This window comes from Microbacterium sp., assembly GCF_047607225.1.
Classification (GTDB): Bacteria; Actinomycetota; Actinomycetes; order Actinomycetales; family Microbacteriaceae; genus Microbacterium.
Window position 1 is genome coordinate 20,219 of sequence record NZ_JASGDO010000066.1, and the last position, 17,041, is coordinate 37,259.

Annotated in this window: 8 protein-coding genes; 3 read left to right on the forward strand and 5 right to left on the reverse strand. The window is 69.0% G+C overall.

What is annotated here, in order from left to right; translation table 11 throughout:
• Positions 1-1,377 carry an SDR family NAD(P)-dependent oxidoreductase gene (locus tag QM591_RS13295; RefSeq protein WP_415132872.1) on the reverse strand — a complete coding sequence of 459 codons (1,377 nt, stop codon included), beginning with the start codon at positions 1,375-1,377 and terminating at the stop codon, positions 1-3.
• Between the two features lie 108 nt (positions 1,378-1,485).
• Here QM591_RS13295 and QM591_RS13300 point away from each other — a divergent pair, with 108 nt between their 5' ends.
• The gene (locus QM591_RS13300; protein WP_415132873.1) at positions 1,486-4,086 is read left to right on the forward strand and encodes a CDP-glycerol glycerophosphotransferase family protein; all 2,601 of its coding nucleotides are present in this window, start codon (positions 1,486-1,488) and stop codon (positions 4,084-4,086) included.
• An 11-nt stretch (positions 4,087-4,097) separates the two neighbouring features.
• On the opposite strand, the gene QM591_RS13305 is transcribed toward QM591_RS13300, so the two are convergent.
• The gene (locus QM591_RS13305; RefSeq protein WP_415132874.1) at positions 4,098-6,587 is read right to left on the reverse strand and encodes a CDP-glycerol glycerophosphotransferase family protein; all 2,490 of its coding nucleotides are present in this window, start codon (positions 6,585-6,587) and stop codon (positions 4,098-4,100) included.
• A 78-nt stretch (positions 6,588-6,665) separates the two neighbouring features.
• Between QM591_RS13305 and QM591_RS13310 the strand changes: the two genes are divergently transcribed.
• Positions 6,666-7,973 (forward strand): polysaccharide pyruvyl transferase family protein, encoded by a 1,308-nt coding sequence (locus QM591_RS13310; protein ID WP_415132875.1) that lies wholly within the window; start codon positions 6,666-6,668, stop codon positions 7,971-7,973.
• A gap of 3 nt (positions 7,974-7,976) precedes the next feature.
• Here the strand turns inward: QM591_RS13310 and QM591_RS13315 are convergent, their stop codons facing one another.
• Together QM591_RS13315 and QM591_RS13320 are read right to left on the reverse strand one after the other, a co-directional pair.
• Positions 7,977-10,070, reverse strand: coding sequence for an acyltransferase family protein (locus QM591_RS13315; protein ID WP_415132876.1), 2,094 nt, complete (start codon positions 10,068-10,070; stop codon positions 7,977-7,979).
• Positions 10,067-13,609 carry a CDP-glycerol glycerophosphotransferase family protein gene (locus tag QM591_RS13320; protein ID WP_415132877.1) on the reverse strand — a complete coding sequence of 1,181 codons (3,543 nt, stop codon included), beginning with the start codon at positions 13,607-13,609 and terminating at the stop codon, positions 10,067-10,069. Before QM591_RS13320 ends, QM591_RS13315 begins: the two co-directional genes overlap by 4 nt.
• Before the next feature lie 334 nt (positions 13,610-13,943).
• Between QM591_RS13320 and QM591_RS13325 the strand changes: the two genes are divergently transcribed.
• The gene (locus tag QM591_RS13325) at positions 13,944-14,870 is read left to right on the forward strand and encodes a M23 family metallopeptidase (RefSeq protein ID WP_415132878.1); all 927 of its coding nucleotides are present in this window, start codon (positions 13,944-13,946) and stop codon (positions 14,868-14,870) included.
• A gap of 36 nt (positions 14,871-14,906) precedes the next feature.
• On the opposite strand, the gene QM591_RS13330 is transcribed toward QM591_RS13325, so the two are convergent.
• Positions 14,907-16,967 (reverse strand): acyltransferase family protein, encoded by a 2,061-nt coding sequence (locus tag QM591_RS13330; protein ID WP_415132879.1) that lies wholly within the window; start codon positions 16,965-16,967, stop codon positions 14,907-14,909.
• Positions 16,968-17,041: the final 74 nt, after the last annotated feature.

The following is a 17,041-nucleotide window of genomic DNA, read 5'->3' on the forward strand; positions in this document are numbered from 1 at the left end:
TCACGCGTCGTGGAGTCGGACGTTGATGACCTGACCGGTCACCGGAACCGTCAGCATCCGGAGGGTCACCCATGCCACGTGATCGGGATCGAGCAGGGTGTCCTCGGGCTCCTCGCCGAAGGCGGCGGTGCGCATCGGGGTGGCCGTGCGCTGCGGGTTGACGCAGTTGATGCGCACGCCCGATTCGGCCCACTCCTCGGACAGCGCCTGGGTGAGGTTGACGACACCGGCCTTGGTCGCGCTGTAGATGCTGTACCCCGCGCGGCCCCGTGTGTAGGAGCTCGAGGTGAACAGCACCACTTCGCCTCCGGTCTCCTCCAGGTAAGGGAAGGACTCGCGGGCGACGGTGGCGGGCGCCAGCAGGTTCGTGCGGATCGTGCGCTTCACCTCCTGCTTGGGCGTTTCGACCAAGGGGGCGATGTTCAGCACACCGGCGGTCATGACGACGGCGTCGATCCGGCCGAACTCCTCGTGGGCCGCGCGGAGAGCCTTGCGGACGGCCTTGGGCGAGCCGACGTCGGTTCCCGTCGTCGACCGGCTGAACTCCCGCACGCGAGCGCCGTGCTCACGAGCCTGCGCGACGATGCTCGCGCCGATGCCGTAGCTCCCGCCGAAGACGACGATGGCCTTGCCGGTCAGGTCGGCGAGGTCGCCGCCGTCGAGCGAGAGGCTGGCCGACTGCAGCTGGAAGAGCTTGTCGGCGATGTGGATGTCGATCGGCTCGGTCACCTTCATGTTCTCCGCGGTGCCGTCCACGACGTAGATCGGTGTGTCGGGGAGGTAGGTGAACACGACGCCGCAGTCGTCGGTGGCCGTGAAGTCGGGATCCTCTGCGGCGATCTCGTACGCTCGCCGGATCACGCCGAGACGGAAGGCCTGCGGCGTCTGCCCGCGACGCAGGCGCGAGCGCGGGGGAATCCCCGTGATGTGCTGCCGGTCATCGACCTCGATGATCGTGTCGGCGGACGGGACGGCGGTGTCGACGGCGTCGTAGTCGTCGAGCGCCCGGACGCAGTCGGAGATGATCCGGTCGTCGATGAACGGCCGCACGGCGTCGTGGAAGAGCACCTTCGTGTCGTCTCCCTCGATCGCGTCGATGGCCAGCCGTGTGGTGTCGTTACGGGTCTCGCCGCCGGGAAGGATGCGGGTGAGCTTGGCGAAGCGGCCACTGCCCAGCAAGTGCGACAACTCGTCGATCGTCGCCGCGTTCATCATGACGATGACCTCGTCGATGTCGGGGCTCGCGTCCAGCGCCTCGAGCGTGTGCTCCACGATCGCCTTGCCCGCGATCTTGATGAGCTGCTTCGGGATACCGAGACCGACGCGTGCGCCGATCCCTCCGGCCAGGACGACGGCGACGGTATGCACGTTGTTCACCCGGTGGACGCTCCTCGGCGATCGATGGGCGCGCGGTACTTGCGCCGCCGTTCATCCTACTCGGGCGGCCCCGAGAGCCCGGGGAGAGCGCTCGACTATCGTCGAAGGGTGCCGACGACCTTCTCCGTGATCAGCCCGATGTACAACGTCGAGGCCTATCTGCCGGACTTCTTCGCGTCGCTGCGTGGTCAGACCTACGGCTTCGAGAGGCTGGAGGTGATCCTCGTCGACGACGGCTCCACCGACGGCACCCTCGCTGCGGCGCAGGAGTTCGCTGCCGCGTGGTCCAACGTGACCGTCCTCACGCAGCCCAACGGCGGGCAGGCGAGCGCCCGCAACCGGGGCCTCGCACATGCGACCGGGACCTGGTTGACCTTCCCCGACCCCGACGACGTGCTCTCCCCGGGCTACTTCGCAGCGGCGGCCGCGGAGATCGAGCTCCACGCGGAGGGCGAGCTCGCGATGGTCTCCGCGCGCATCCTGATGTGGTTCGAGGATCGCGGCAGTCTCCTCGACAACCACGCGCTCGCCGGACGCTTCCGCCACGGTCGCCGCGTCGTGGATCTCGACGCGGAACCCGAGTGGATCCAGCCGCACATCACCTCGGGCTTCGTGCGGCGCGACGTCGTCAACGCCGCGGGGCTGGGCTTCCCCGAGGACCTTCGCCTTCGCTTCGAAGACGCCAACTTCGTCGCGCGCTACCTCCTGCATTGCCCGCGCCCCGCGGTGGCCTTCCTCCCGTCGGCGCAGTACCACTACCGCCAGCGGGCGGACAGCTCGTCGACGATGCAGTCCAGTCACGAGAAGCCGGAGAAGTACACCGATACGATCCGCATCGGATTCGGCGGCGTGATCGCCGAAGCGGAGTCCCTCGGGCGGTCACTGCCGCGATGGGCGCAGAACCTCTTTCTGTACGACCAGTTCTGGATCCTCCGCAGCTCGCAGACCGCCCGGGTGCGCCAGTCGGACTTCCCCGAGGAGATGCACCGGGAGTTGGCCGAGTCGGTGCCGGGCTTCCTCCGGCACATCGACGAGGAGGCCATCTCGGGATTTGCTCTGATGACCGTCGCGCCGTGGATGCGTGAGGCGCTCCTGCTCGTCAAGCGGGGGCGCGCGGCCGGCACGGTGTACCGCGGCGCCGTCGACCGTCGCCGCGGACTCCAGTCGGTCGTGTATCGCTACCACGGCGAACGCCCCGCGGAGCGTCTCACTGTGGACGGTGCGGTCGTGGCGCCGCGCTTCGAGAAGACCCAGCCACTGGAGTACGTCGGTCGGCCGCTGGTGTGGCAGCGAACGCTCTGGCTGCCCGAGCCCGGGGTGGTGGAGGTCACGCTCGACGGCGAGCCCCGAGAGATCGAGGACCGGCCAACGGTGCCCCTCAGCCCCTTCGCCCCTCGCGGTCGTCTCCGAGGCAGGACCGCGGCCGATCTCCGGCGACTCCGAAAGCGCGTGGGGAGTGCGATCCGGCGACGCCTGAGTGGCCAGCTGGTGTCTCTCCTCCGGCGCGATCTCGCGGTGAGGTCGCCCCGGCTCGCCCGGCGCTTTGCCGGGGCATGGGTGTTCATCGACCGCGAGGTCGACGCCAACGACAGCGCGGAAGACCTCTACTGGTGGGTGCGGGAGCATCACCCGGAGGTCAACGCGTGGTTCGTCGTGCGCGCCGGCACTCCGGACTGGCACCGCTTGACTGCTCGCGGGGCCCGACTGGTCGCGTACGGCTCACCGGAGTTCACCGCACTCCTGGTGCACGCCGATCACCTTGCCTCCAGCCATGCTGATCGGTTCATCACTCACGCGCTACCGCGCAAGTACCGCCCGGCCGGCTACAGCTTCACCTTCCTGCAGCACGGAGTCATCAAGGGCGACCTCTCGCTGTGGCTCAATCCGAAGGTCATCGATGTGTTCGTGACCTCGACCCAGGCCGAGTACGACTACATCGCAGGGGTCTCGCCGTATCGCTACAGCACGAAGGAGGTGCGGCTCACCGGGCTGCCGCGCTTCGACGTGCTCCGCGAACTCGACGCGACGGTGGACGAGAGCGAGCGCGACATCGTCCTGGTGATGCCCACGTGGCGCAACTACCTCGTCAGCGACCTCAAGTCCGCCTCTGACGACCGTGAGCTCCTGGGGGCGCTTGCCGAGACCGAGTACGGTCGTGCGCTGGCGACGCTCCTGCACGACCCGGAACTCGCGCGGCTGCACGACGCCGGTGCCCGCATCGTCTTCATGCCGCATCCGAACATGCAGCGCTACCTGCCGCAGTTCGACCTCCCGCAGCACGTCGAGATCGTGTCCTACCTCGACGCCGATGTCCGCGACATGATCGTGCGTGCGGCCGTGCTGGTCACCGACTACTCCTCCACCGCGTTCAACGCGGCGTACCTGCGCCGCCCGGTGATCTACTACCAGTTCGATCAGGAGGAGTATCGCCGCGGTCACACCGAGCGCGCCGGCTACTTCGACTACGAGCGCGACGGCTTCGGGCCCGTCCTGACCGAGCCCGTGGCCGTCGTCGAGATGATCGCGCGTGCGATCGAGGGGGACTTCCCCGCGGAGTACACGGCTCGCACCGACGCCGCCTTCCCGGTGCGCGACGGGAACAACCGTGCGCGCACTTTCGACGCCATGCGCGAGGTGCGTACCCGTCGGAGCCTCTCGGAGAGGTCCCAACCCGCCCCGCCGGACTCCTGGTCGGTCGCTCCGAGCTGAACGCGCGAGCTTCACCCCACGCGCAGGTGCGCCTCGATCGCGGAGACGATCCGCTCTGCGGCGCGCCCGTCTGCCGTGTCCGCCACCTCTCTCCGCCGTTCGCGGAAGGGCTCGTCCGCGTGGTCGTGCAGGGCTCTCCCGATCGCCGCCACGGCCGCAGACGCATCATGCGTGACGGGACCGAGCCCGTCCCGCTCATAGTCGAAGCGCCCGGCGCGATACGTGTGCCCGCCGCCCAACGCCGCCTCTCGATCGAACTGGAAGTACACGACGTGGCTTCCCGCCACCGCGGCATCGAAGGCGATCGAGGAGTAGTCGGTCACCACCACGCGGGAGCGCACGACTGCATCCACGGCGTCCACATCGTCATCGGCGATGAGCACGCCGCTCCCCGCCGCCACGCGCGCGAAGTCGCCGCGCATGGCGGGGTGGGGGAGCAGCAGCACGCGGGCACCGTGGCGCTCGGCGTGCTCGGTCAGTCGTGCGTCGCCGGCGAGCCCGAGCCATTGCCTCGCGAACTCGCTCTCGAGCACGTCGCCGATGAGGTGCCGCCGCGCGTCGGACCCGGTACGCACCAGGGGAAGCCGCCAAGTGGGAGCGAGGAGGATGGTGTCCGGCGATGCCGGACCGCGCTCGAGGGCCCGCTGCGCCAGTCGGTCGAAGCGCGGGAACCCCGTGCGTGCGACGCTGCTTCGTGACAGCACGTAGGGCGATCCGTCGCCGACGATCGCCTCGTGCTCGCTCTGTGTCGCGGTGGTCATCAGGTCGATGGGCTTTGCGTTGAACCACAGTGACAGATCGTTGTGCAGCACGCCGTGCTGGAGGTAGACGAACAGCCACGGTCGCTGGCCTCCGGGGTAGAGGCGGTCGGGCTTGGGGTGGGTCATCGGGGCATCGACATAGGACGACGCCACGACGACCGCATGATCGAGCGCCTTCGCGTGCTCGTCGCCGCCATAGGGCAGGATGCGGTCGGAGACCTCGCGCAGACGGGCGAAGTCGGGCGAACCCTCCGCCACCACGAACCAGGCGTTGACGGACGGGCGCTCGCGTCGGAGGTGGGTGAACAGGAGCTCCGCGTTGTCGCCGGCGTGGTCGACGCGATCCATCATCAGCCAGGCGTCCGCGAACGGAGACTCCTCGATCGCGGCTGGCGCGGCATCTCCGCTCGGGAGGGTATCCGGGGCCTCGTCGGGGGCACCGCTTCGCGGCGGGCGGGTCACGAGCCGGCGGAGCACACCCACGACTCCTCCGCCTCGGGAGGCGGCGGGCAGCACGTTCCCGCCTGATGCGTCGGGGTCCGTGTCTGACGCCGGCGGTGAGGGGGCCGGCACCGGACGCGGCGGGTAGACGTACACGCGATCGGTCACGGCGCCCGCCACACCGTCGACCTCGACCACCACGGGCGGGTCGCCCGTGGTCCACAGAATGTGCTCTCGCAGGGAGGTCTGGCCGAAATAGTCGAGGGTGCGCCACTTCCGATCCACGATCGGGAGGACGGTCCCGTCGGCCGAGCGAGCCACCACAGCAGGCGTCGCCGCCGTGTGGAGCACGCGCATCTCGGTCCGCGACCGCGGTCCGCGCACGGTCGTATGGGCCAGGACGAAGGGGAGAGGGGAGCCGCCGAGGACGAGGAACAGCACGCGCAGATCGACCCGCAGCGGCGTGAGCCGGTAATCGCGCACGACGTCCGGTTCGATTCGCTTCAGCAGCCGAGTCGCGCCGTCGAGCACCGCGGCGCGGTCGACCGCGTTCAGCCTGGCCGCCGTGGCCAGCGTGAGCTCGCCGAGGAATGCGGCGCGGAGCCGGTGCAGGGCCAGCACCTCCGCCACCCGATCCCGCCCGGCGCCGTCGATCAGGGCGGCGGCACGCTCCACCCACGATGCGGCGCCGCCGCTGGCGGCGACGCGATAGGTCGCCCCGGCGGCCACGCGAACGCGGGTCGATCGCCGGAGCAGGGCCAGGAGCAGGCCGTCCGGCGTCGTGCTCGGCGGTGCGGCATCGGCAGCGACATCGTGGCGGACGGCGAGTCCGGAAAGCACCACCGGCAGGACTCCGCTTCGTGGGTCCAGCTCGGCGAGGCGATCACCGGGCCCGAACAACGGAGCTTGCTCCCATCCCGGCGAGACCGGGCGGGAGACCACGAGGTCGGCGGCCTCGTCCTCCGTCTCGGCGTCCGCCGCGCACGCGTCGCGGAGTCGGGTGAGCCACGCCGGGTCTGGCAGGGTCGTGCCGTCGAGGACGCACACCCACGGTGTCGTGGCCGCTCTCAGGGTGTCGGCGAGGTGCCCGGCGGAGGCGTGCACGTCTCGCGGCATCCGGTCGTCGTCGAGCCAACGTGCGCGAACGGCGCGTGCCGTCGCCGGGTCCTCAGCGACGAGTTCCCATCTCGCCGCGGAGGACTCCTCGAGTGCGCCGATCGCGTCCGTGAGGGCATCGGTCCGGTTCTCATCCGACGCATCGAGGACGACGACCACCGTCAGCGTGGGAGGACTGCTCACGCCACCATCGTAGGCGGGTCACCCTCACGTAGAATCGACGACTGGTCCCTTGCCGGTGGGGGCCGAGGAAGGCACGTCATGCGCGTACTCATCCGCGGGGGCAAGCCGCCCCACATCCCCGTCTCCCCCGAAGCCTCTCTGGCTCGCTGGGGTTGGGGCATCTTCGGGTCGAACGTCGGCAACGCGCTGTACCTCGAATCGGTCTACCGGGCCCTCAACACGCCCGACACCGAGATGACCGTCGATTCCCTCTACGTCGAGCTCTCCAAGGACCCGGCGGCCATGGCGTCCGCGATCAACGGATCCTTCGACGCCTACGTGATTCCGTTGGCCAACGCCTTCCGTCGGGACTTCCTGCCATCGCTCGACCGCCTCACCGCCGTCATCAGCCTCCTGACCATCCCCGTCGTCATCACCGGGGTGGGCGGCCAGTCGGACGTCGGCGGAGACATGTCCGATCCCGAGGTCGACGGGGCCGTCGCACGCTTCGTCTCCGCCGTGCTCGATCGCTCCCGCTCCCTCGGCGTGCGCGGGGAGCAGACCGCCGCGTACCTTCGCCGGCTGGGCTTCGGCTCCGACGTCGTCGACGTCATCGGGTGCCCGAGCATGTTCGATCACGACGGCACGCATCGCGTGGACCGCACGAAGGAGCGCATCGATCAGGACTCGCCGATCGCCTTCAACGTGGCGATCAACATCGACCCGGCCGCGGGGTTCGACCGAGTGATCCGGCACCACGTCGACGCCTACCCCCGGTTGGTGTACGTGCCGCAGGAACACCACGAACTGGCGATGCTCCTGTGGGGCACCGACGCCTCGACCACGCGGCCCGACATGCCCCTGGACCGGACGCACCCCTTCTACCGGCAGGACCGGATCCGCTTCTTCCTCGACCCGACGACGTGGAAGTCGTTCATGAAAGAGCAGGACTTTGCCTTCGGCTCGCGCATCCACGGGAACGTGGCCGCGCTGGCCGCCGGGACCCCCGCGGTGCTCCTGTGCCACGATGCCCGGACTCAGGAACTCGCGGACTATCACCGCATCCCGTACCGCGTGTACGAAGGGGGTGTGGCCGACGCCGCGGAGCTCTATGACACGGCGTCGTTCGATGAACTCAATGCGTTCATGCCGGAGGCCTTCGCCCGCTACACCGATTTCCTCGATCGCAACGCTCTGCCGCATATCCACCAGCCGGGACGCGCCAACCCCGCGTATGAGGCGGCGCTGGCCACCACACCCTTCCCTGCCGCCGTGCGCAGCTACGCGGCCGAGACCACGGAGTTCGAGCGGGAGCTCCTGCGCAAGCTCGCGTGGCTCCGGCAGGGCGAGAAGAACGACGCGGCCCGGTGGGTGGGGGGCTACATGCCGGAGTGGAAGCCGTCCTGAGGCCTACGGGGTGACCGCGTCGGACACGACCCGATAGATCCACGAGTCGAGCGACTCCGAGAACGACCCCGTCAGGTGCGACGCGTCGAAGTACACCGGCAGACCGCCCGCCGCGAAGTAGCAGTATCGCGCGTCGCAGAAGTTGTCGGCCGGATCGGCGACGGTGATGCGATCGCCGAACCGCGCCTCCAACTCGTCGGTGACGGAACGGTAGAGCGCGCGATCCCGCGGGTTGCGGCAGTCGCCGCCGCTCGAGAGACATTCGGGCCCGTCGACGCGATTGCCGATGCTGTCACCGGTCAGCGGAACGTCCTCGAGCACGATCACCGGCTCGTCGCGAGCCAAGAGCGCCTCGATCGTCTCCTCGTACGGCGCGGCCGCATCGCCGTCGAACGGGTAGTTCGATGTCATGTTCGCGAGGATGACGACGTCGGCCTCCGGCACGAGCGTCTCCTCCACCCACGCGTTGCGTGCGTCGCAGGCCGCCTGTTCCGCCGCCGGGATCTCTCGCGACACCGTCGCGTCGGGCGCCTCGCCCGTCGAGGGGCATCCGTGCCGCATGGCGACCGTCACGTCGAACCCGCCCGCCTCTCCCGCCGCGCGGAGGGCGTCGCTCCAGTTCCCGCTGTGGGAGTCGCCCCACAGCAGCACGTCGAGGTCTCCGTCGGGGCTGTCAGAGCGGCAGACGGTGGTCGCGAAGGCGCCCAGGCCGTTCGCACAGTCGTCTTCCCACGGCCAGGGACGGTCTTCTGCCGCAGCCGCGCCGGCGTCGCCGGAGACCTCACCCCACGTGGGCGAGCAGTCGGGGTTCGAGGTCGCGCGCGCGCCCGCGCACGGCGCCGCGGAGACCAGGCGGGCATCCACGGCCTGCTGCGCCTGTTCGACGCGGGCAGTCCCCGCCAGGCTCGTGCCGAGAGCCGCCGCGCCGATGCTGAGGATGCAGGCCAGGCCGAGGGCGTACGCCACGCGCCGTCTCCCGCCGCCGGTGCGCAGGGGTGTCTCCACCCACCGCAGCGACAGCCACCCGAGCAGCAGACTGACGGCGAAGAGGATCACCTTCTCCACCCCGCGCAGTTCGTGACCGATCGCGTAGGGAACGAGAATGACGAGCGGCCAGTGCCAGAGGTAGATGGAGTACGAGGCATCTCCCACGACCTGGATAGGACGCACCCGGGCGAGCGAGCCGAGCGAGCCGCGGCCTTCCTCGCCACCCCCGAGCAGCACGAGGATCGCGCCGATCACGGGGAGCAGGGCCCAGACACCGGGATAGGTGACGTCTCCGAGCGTGAGCGCAGCCACGAGGATCACGCCGAGACCCGCCCACGGGGCCGCGAACCGGACCGGGCGGGGGATCGTGCGATCGTCGGAGACCACGAGCGCCAGGAGACCCCCCGCGGCGAGCTGCCAGATCCGTCCGGGCGTGACGAAGTAGGCCGCAGCCGGCGCGGCGGACATCAGCCACACCATGGCGGCAAAGCTCAGCACGCACACCAGGGCGACGAGGCCGATCACCGCGGCACGCCGCACGGATTCGCCGCGGCGGCGCAGCACTGCGAGGAGTGCGAGCAGCAGCACCGGCCAGAACAGATAGAACTGCTCCTCCACCGAGAGCGACCAGAAGTGCTGGAAGGGCGAGGGCGCGGACTCCGCCGCGAGGTAGTCCACGGCGTTGCCAGCGAGCACCCAGTTCTCCACCGCCAGAGCCGAGGCCAGAAGCTCGCGGGCCATGTCGTTCCACCGCGACACCGGCATCCAGACGACGACGGCCGCGGCCGTGACCAGCAGCACCGCGGTCGCCGCCGGCATCAGGCGCCGGATGCGTCGTGCGTAGAAGCCGGTGAGCGTCGTGAGCACGGAGCGGTCGTGACGGGCGCTCCGGACGATGTGTCCCGTGATGAGGAACCCGGAGATGACGAAGAAGACGTCGACGCCGATGAACCCGCCCGCCAGTCGCCCCGGCCACAGGTGGAACACGACCACGAGGATCACCGCGAGCGCGCGCAGACCCTGGATGTCGGTGCGCAGGCCCGTACGCGGCGCGATCGGGTGCTGACGCTCGCGGTGAGCGCGTCTCGTCGTGGTCGACGGGACGGTCATCGTTCGAAGACCGCGTCGACCAGGCGTGCCGAGGCGTGACCGTCTTCGCGCTCCATGAACCGTGCCCGGAACGCGTCCACCGCCGGGCGCGTGTTCCGCTGAAGCAGGTCGATGTCGGCCAGCGCGGAGAGGCACTCCTCGACCGTCCGGGCGATCGGGCCCGGTGCGGTCTCCTCGTACGGCAGCATCCAGCCCCGCGCGTCGTCGCGGTAGACGTCGAGATCGGGGACGAAGAACACCATCGGGTTGCCGGTCAACGCGTAGTCGAACCGCAGCGACGAATAGTCCAGGATCGCAGCGTCGGAGGCGAGGCACAGCTCTGTGATCTCGGGATAGTCGGTGACGTCGATGACCCCGGGCGCCGCTTGCGCACGCGAGGTCGTCCGCGCGTTCATCGCGTGGCCGCGCATGAGGACGACGTGGTCGTCTCCCAGCCGCTCCACGACATCGCGCGGCGCGAGCCAGTCGACCGGCTTCGCCTCGAACTCGCTCGTCGCGAGATTGTCTCGGTAGGTCGGGGCGTAGAGAATCGCCTTCTGCCCGGGCCGGATGCCCAGCACCGCACGCGTGCGCTCCCGAAGCTCGTGCGCGTGGGGATCGAAGAAGATGTCGTTGCGGGGGTATCCGATCTCCAGCGTGGTCGCCGTCGTGGAACGGAAGTCGCGCTCGAGGAGAGGGGTGGCGTAGGCCGCGGGCGAGAGCAGATAGTCCCACTGCTCGTGCCGGGCGAGGAACGAGGCGATCCGGCTCTCCGAGTACCCCGCCTGCTCCCAGTAGCGCAGCCCGGCGGTCTTGAAGGGGTAGCCGTGGAGCGTCTGGACGAACACCTGCCCGTCGTGTTTGTGGAAGAAGTCGGGTTGGTGGACGTTGTCGAAGAGGTACCGCGCAGTGGCGAGCAGGTCGAACCACTCCGAGGTGCCCACCACGACTCCGCGGCCGCCGGCGGGCACGGGGACCGAGCGATCCTTCACCGCCCACACCAGGTCCAGACCGTAGTCGCGCGCGACGAGCTCACGGTGTACGCCCGCGTTGCTGCAGGACGTGTTCTCCCCGTAGAAGGAACGGAACAGAACCGCGTCGCGGAGCGGGCGCCCGGGAACGGCCTGCTGGCGCTGAAGGGCGAACTGACGACGGGTGCCGGTCTCTTCGCGCGTGAGCGGTGCGCTCAGGATGATCTCGGGGCGGGACTGCTTCGGGTTCACCTCGACGCGCGCCGTGAGCTCACGCGGGATGAGCGTCTCGTGCGGCGTCGTCGCGACGAACTCCTCGGTGAGGAAGAAGTCCTGTTCGGTGGTCTCGTCCACCATCAGGAGGCGATACCGACCGGACGGGAGCGGAGCGTCGGCGCGACCCCATCGCTCGGCGCGCAGCGGCATCCGTGCCGTCCACCGGTCGCCGTCCCACTCCACATCCGCTCGCACGCGCGTCCGGTGATCGCTCATCTCCACGAACGGCGCACCGCGGCCGGACAGAAGCCGACCGGCCATCCGGAGCACCCCGTCGTCGACCTGGATCGACTCGATCGTCATCCGGCGCGTGATGCGCGCAAGGGCGAGGTTGCCGTACACGGTCTGGGTCGCCGACACGAGCGAGGCCGGCGCGACCGACGGCCAGTCCGACTCGGGGGCGGCCCAGGAGATCTCGTGGGCGACGCCGTCGGTGTCGATCAGGCGGAGCCCCCAGGAGGTGTCGCGCGGACCGACCAGCGATGCGGGATCGACCGAGAAGGCCCATCGTCCTTCGCCCGAGGCTTCGACGGGAAATGCCACTGGTTCGCTCGACGCATTCCCCGTCACCCGGGCCTCGACGAACGCCGCCGGGGCGGTGGACTCCACGATGACGTCGATTCGCTCGTCGTGGGTGTCCACCGAGACCGCACGCTCGGGAAGCCGGCGGAGCTGGAGGTGCAGCCGGTTCGGGTCGGAGAGGATCACGGCGATCCTTCTGCCCTCGGCGTCGAAGCGCGGGCGCACCAGCGCGGTGGAGCCCCAGAGGTTCACGTCGCGTACCTGCAGCCGCCAGGAGCCGATCGCGTTGTGCAGGGTGACCCAGAGGAAGAAGTCCGCGCGCTCGAGCCCGGTGGCCACCAATTGCGATCGAGTGACGGTGGCCCGCCACGCTCCCGCCGAGTAGTCGTTGACCTTGTGGTGGGCCACCAGATCGATCCGCGGGTCCTCGCGGCGCTGCGTCGCCAGCGGAATCCGGACATCGCCGGGGCCGACGAGCTCGACGTCGGCCGTCGTCGGCACCTCGACCGAGTCGAGACCCGTCACGAAGCCCCAGCCATCGAGTTGGAGGGTGTCCTCATCGATCCAGGTGGCTCCCCGCACGGCGATTTTCGGGGTGAAGCACTCGGGGGGCATCGTCACCACCGCTCGCGGGTAGTCGATCTCATCCGAGAGGGCGACGCGGAGGGTCGCCACGTCCGCGTCGATCTCCGTCGGCCAGCGTCCTGCGTCCAGGCCGTCGGCGGCGAGATAGCGCAACGCGTCGTCGCGTCGTCCCTCGGCGATCAGCCAGACCAGCGCGGCTTGGTGAGGCAGGATCCGAGCCCACCCGCTGTCCTCGAGGTCGGTTACGAGCGCGCGCACTCCCGCTGTCAGCGCCTCCCAGAACTCATCCGAGGTGTGGGGCACCTGCTTCGCGGAGTGCTGGATGTCGTTGGACAGCAACTGACAGGTGCGGGTCTCGGCCAGGGCGGACGAATGCTCGCGCAGGAGCTCCACGCTGCGGACGGCAGCGTGCATCCGCCCGGTCACATCGGCCACCGATCGGGTCTGCTGTGAGATCGAGGACGCGTCTTCGCGGTCGCGCCAGTTGATGAGGACATCGGGCAGCACGTCCACGGAGCGTGCCACCGCGTAGGCGACCGCCGACACCGGCTGATCTTCGTAGAGGGCACCGACGGGGAACGTGGTCCCCATCCGATCCCAGAACGATCGACGGTAGACCTTGCTCCAGGCGACGGCGTTGACGAGGATCTCGGGGAAGTCGGTCGCGGAGATCCGCGTGCGGCGCACCCGGTGCGCGTCTTGAATCCACGGGCCCGCCGGCCACGTGCGCAGACCAGTGAAGCGCCGGTACTGCGCGACGGCGAAATCCGATCCGCTCTGTTGGAGGGAGCGGAGGAACGTCATGGCGGCGTGGGGTTCCACCGTGTCGTCGGAGTCGACGAACCAGAGGTACTCGCCCGTCGCGTGGCGGATCCCCGTGTTGCGGGCCGCCGAGAGGCCGCCGTTGGGCTGGCTGACGATCCGGACGCGCCGATCGCGCGCCCGCACTCTGGCCGCGACGGCGCGGGTGCCGTCGATCGCGCCGTCGTCGACGACGATGATCTCGATACGTCGGTAGGTCTGGTCCAGAAGGGACTGCAGGCACTCCTCGATGTAGCGCTCGACGTTGTAGGCCGGGACGACGATGGACAGCAGCCCGCGGACATATCCCTCCGGAGTGCGCCCGGCACGCAGGTTCTGCAAGCGGTGACGCATTCCCTGGGGGAGCCGGTCTGCGACGACTCGCGTCACCGTGCGTCTAGCCATGCCTCTTCGATCCGTTCCTCGTGCGTGGGGGAAGCCGTCGCCTCCGGAAAGCGCGCAGCCCACCCCATGATAGGAGGCCGTTCGGGGCGTCATCGACTCCGGCCGGCGTCGTCGGCCCAGAGCGCTCGTGCGGGGATTGTGCCCACGGAGTGGGCGAAGCACTCTGCTTCCGCAAATTACTTGCCGTGTGCGGGTTTATCTGGATATGTTGGCCATATGTCGCAAAGATCAAGGAATTTCTCTCTTGCTGCTGCGACGGGAGTATGGAGTGGCTAGGGAATCGGCGCATCGGTTTCCGGAGGGATCCGCTCGAGGATTATCGCGTCGAGAGGCGATGGCATACGCCGCCACAGGAATTGCTGTCGGCGCGATCCTCACCGACGTCTCAGCGGTTTCCGCATCAGCCGCCGTGCAATGGGTGCACCCGCTGGAGGAGCGGCTTGAACCCTCCCGCCCCTACGGTTCCGGCGATTATCCTCAGTACTCCTTCCATCGTGGTCTGGACTACGGCCGGGAAACCGGGACGAGTGTGCTGGCAGCCGCCGCAGGTGCGGTCATTTTCGCTGGTGTCAACTCGTCGAACGCGTTCTCCTGGGCGGGCAATCACGTGATAATCCGTCACTCCGACGGGTGGCACAGTCTATATGCACACATGAGTGCGATCACGCCCAACCTCCTCAACAAAACCGTTCAACCTTACTCCGTGATCGGAAAGGTCGGATCCACCGGGATTGCAACCGGTCCTCACCTGCACATCGAGATCTGGTCGTCTGCTTCCCGAGATGACAACGTCGATCCCTATCCCCTCGTCCATCGCGCGCCGCTCAGCGGCGAAAACCCCACGGAGCCAGAATTGCAAGCAGAGAGCATCGTCCAGAGTTTCAACTTCGCTTCCAAGCAGACAGTCGCTGCGGGCGGAAGTGCGCTTCTCAAGATCGGTGATGACCAAGTCACCATATCGATCGGTCCCTCGGTAGCCGTCGCGGCCGTGCTCACGCTGTCTCTGAGTGCGGCGCAGAACGACACACGGGTCAGCCTCACGCCGTTCTATGCTCACGTCGTCAGCGGCGTGGTGCAGTCGGAGACGTCGCTGTGGAGTCAGACGGAGATCATCGGGACAACGGCTACCGGGGTGAAGATCCCGATCCAGACAGCGTTGCCGGCCAGTCGGTTCCTCCGCGTGCGCGTCTCGGTGGCCTCCAACGGCAGCACGCTGACCGTTCAGCAGGGCACCGTCCGGGGGACTCGCTTCTTCACGTGACTGCCGACGCCCGCCTGCGGCCTCCCACTCGGCTCCTCAGTCCAACCACGGCGCCGCTTCGCGCAGGGCGGCGTCGAGCGCTGTGGCGAGCGTCGCCGAGTAGGTCGCGGTCATGTGGTCCTGGTCGCGGTAGGCGAGCACGTTGCCGACGATCGGATCGCATCTCGTCTGTGTGCAGAAGGCATCGCTCAGGTCCAGCAGGGTGACTTCGTCCGACAGGCCGGGCTCATCACGCACCGGCGAGGTCGGGAGGAAGACGTCACCCCGATCGCGTCCGCAGGATGCGGGATCGCCGGCGTTCTCCTCGACACACTCGGGCACATCGCCGAGGAAGCGCGGGGTGTCGCGGATGGCGATGACGGGGACTCCACCCTCGGCCAGACGCGCCCACGCGTCCACCTGGCCCGGGTAGGAGATCTCCACATCGCCCTCCACCTCTGGGGTCTTGGTCGCCACCGTGAACACCGCGTCGGGGTGGAGATCGATGAGATAGGGGATCGCCTTGTCGTTCCAGGAGTGGCAGGACTCCGAGAGCCCATCCTTCCCGCCCGCGCGCGTCGTGAGGCGGCAGCCGTCCTTGTCGACGACGACGAGGCTCCAGCCGCGTGCTTCCGCCACCGCCTTCAGGGCGGGATACCAGTGCAGCACGTGGGATCCGCCCGACATCACGATCGTCCGGCGAGGCGATTTCACGGAGTCGTCTTCGCACGTGAGCACCTCGTCCATGCCCGGTTCGCTGCGCCATTTCTGCACGCACCCGCGCTCATAGAGATCGGGCAGGTCGTCGAATGCGGCGTCGACGCTGGGGCGGAAGGGGGTGTCGGTGTCCCACGTGGGCGGTGGGTCCTCCGTCAGCGCGCGAGCGCCGGGATGATCGGAGGACGGGGCCGCCGCCGTGGCGAGCTCCGCCTCACGGGCACGTTCGAGAGTGAAAACACCCGCACCCACCACGAGGACGACGGACAGCAACGCCGCCGTGGGGGCGAGGAGCGTCGCGCGGGGGCGCCACGAGACGCGCAGGCGCAGTGCCGGCTCGGCGATGAACCTCTGCGTCGCCCACGCCAGGGCGATGGAGATCGTCAAGACCACCACAGCACCCAGCAGACCCACCCGCGACTGGTCGCGGTACTCGAGGTAGGCGATCAGGATCGGCCAGTGCCAGAGGTAGAGCGGGTAGGAGATCCGGGCGAAGAAGCGCAGCGGCGCCCACTCGAGCATGCGGTCCGGGCCGACGCGCGTCGGCTCTCCCGAACTGAGGATGACGAGGCTGACCCCGATGATGGGCCACAGGGTCCAGACACCGGGGAAGAGGTGGGCTCCGTCGATGAAGAAGCCGCTGGTGACGATCAACGCGAGCCCAGTCCACCCGAGGACGATGCGAGCGACCGGCGGGAGGGTCAGTCGCCCGGCGACGAAGGCGAGCAGACAGCCGACCCCGATCTCCCAGAAGCGGGTGAACGAGTTGAAGTAGGCGACCGGCTGGTCCAGGCCCGTCAGTGCGATCGCATAGGCGAACGACGCGATCGTCGCGACGGCGGTGACGATCCACACCCACGTGGCGGGCCGGCCACCCAGACGCCGAGCCAGCACCGCCAAGGCGAGCACCAGGAACGGCCAGATGAGGAAGAACTGGCCCTGCACCGACAGCGACCAGAAGTGCTGGAGCGGGCTGGTCGACGGGCCGGCGGCGCCATAGGAGAGTTGCGAGCCGATGAGCTCCCAGTTCTCGTAGTACAGGGCTGAGGCGATCAGCTCGCGCCCCGTCTGCACCCAGCGCGTCGTCGGAGCGATCAGGAGGGTCATCACGGCGGTGAAGATCAGCACGACGAGCGCCGCCGGCACCAGCCGCAGCAGTACCCTCCCGAAGTGCGCGGTGAGGAACCGCTCCCCGGGACGTTCCGTGCGCTTGAGCATGGAGCGGGTGAGGAGGAACCCCGAGATCAGGAGGAAGACATCGACGCCGCCGGAGACGCGGCCCTGCCCGAAGAGGTGGAACAGGACGACGAGGGTGAGCGCGAGTCCGCGGACACCCTCGATCTCGGCGATGTAGCCGGGTCGGCGGGCGCGGGTGGGCTCAGCGGGGGAGTTCGGGTGCACGGTGCTCGGAAGGTGTCAGGAAGCGGGCAGAGCAAGTCTAGAGGTCCGCGCACCGGCGCCCCGACCCGGGCTGC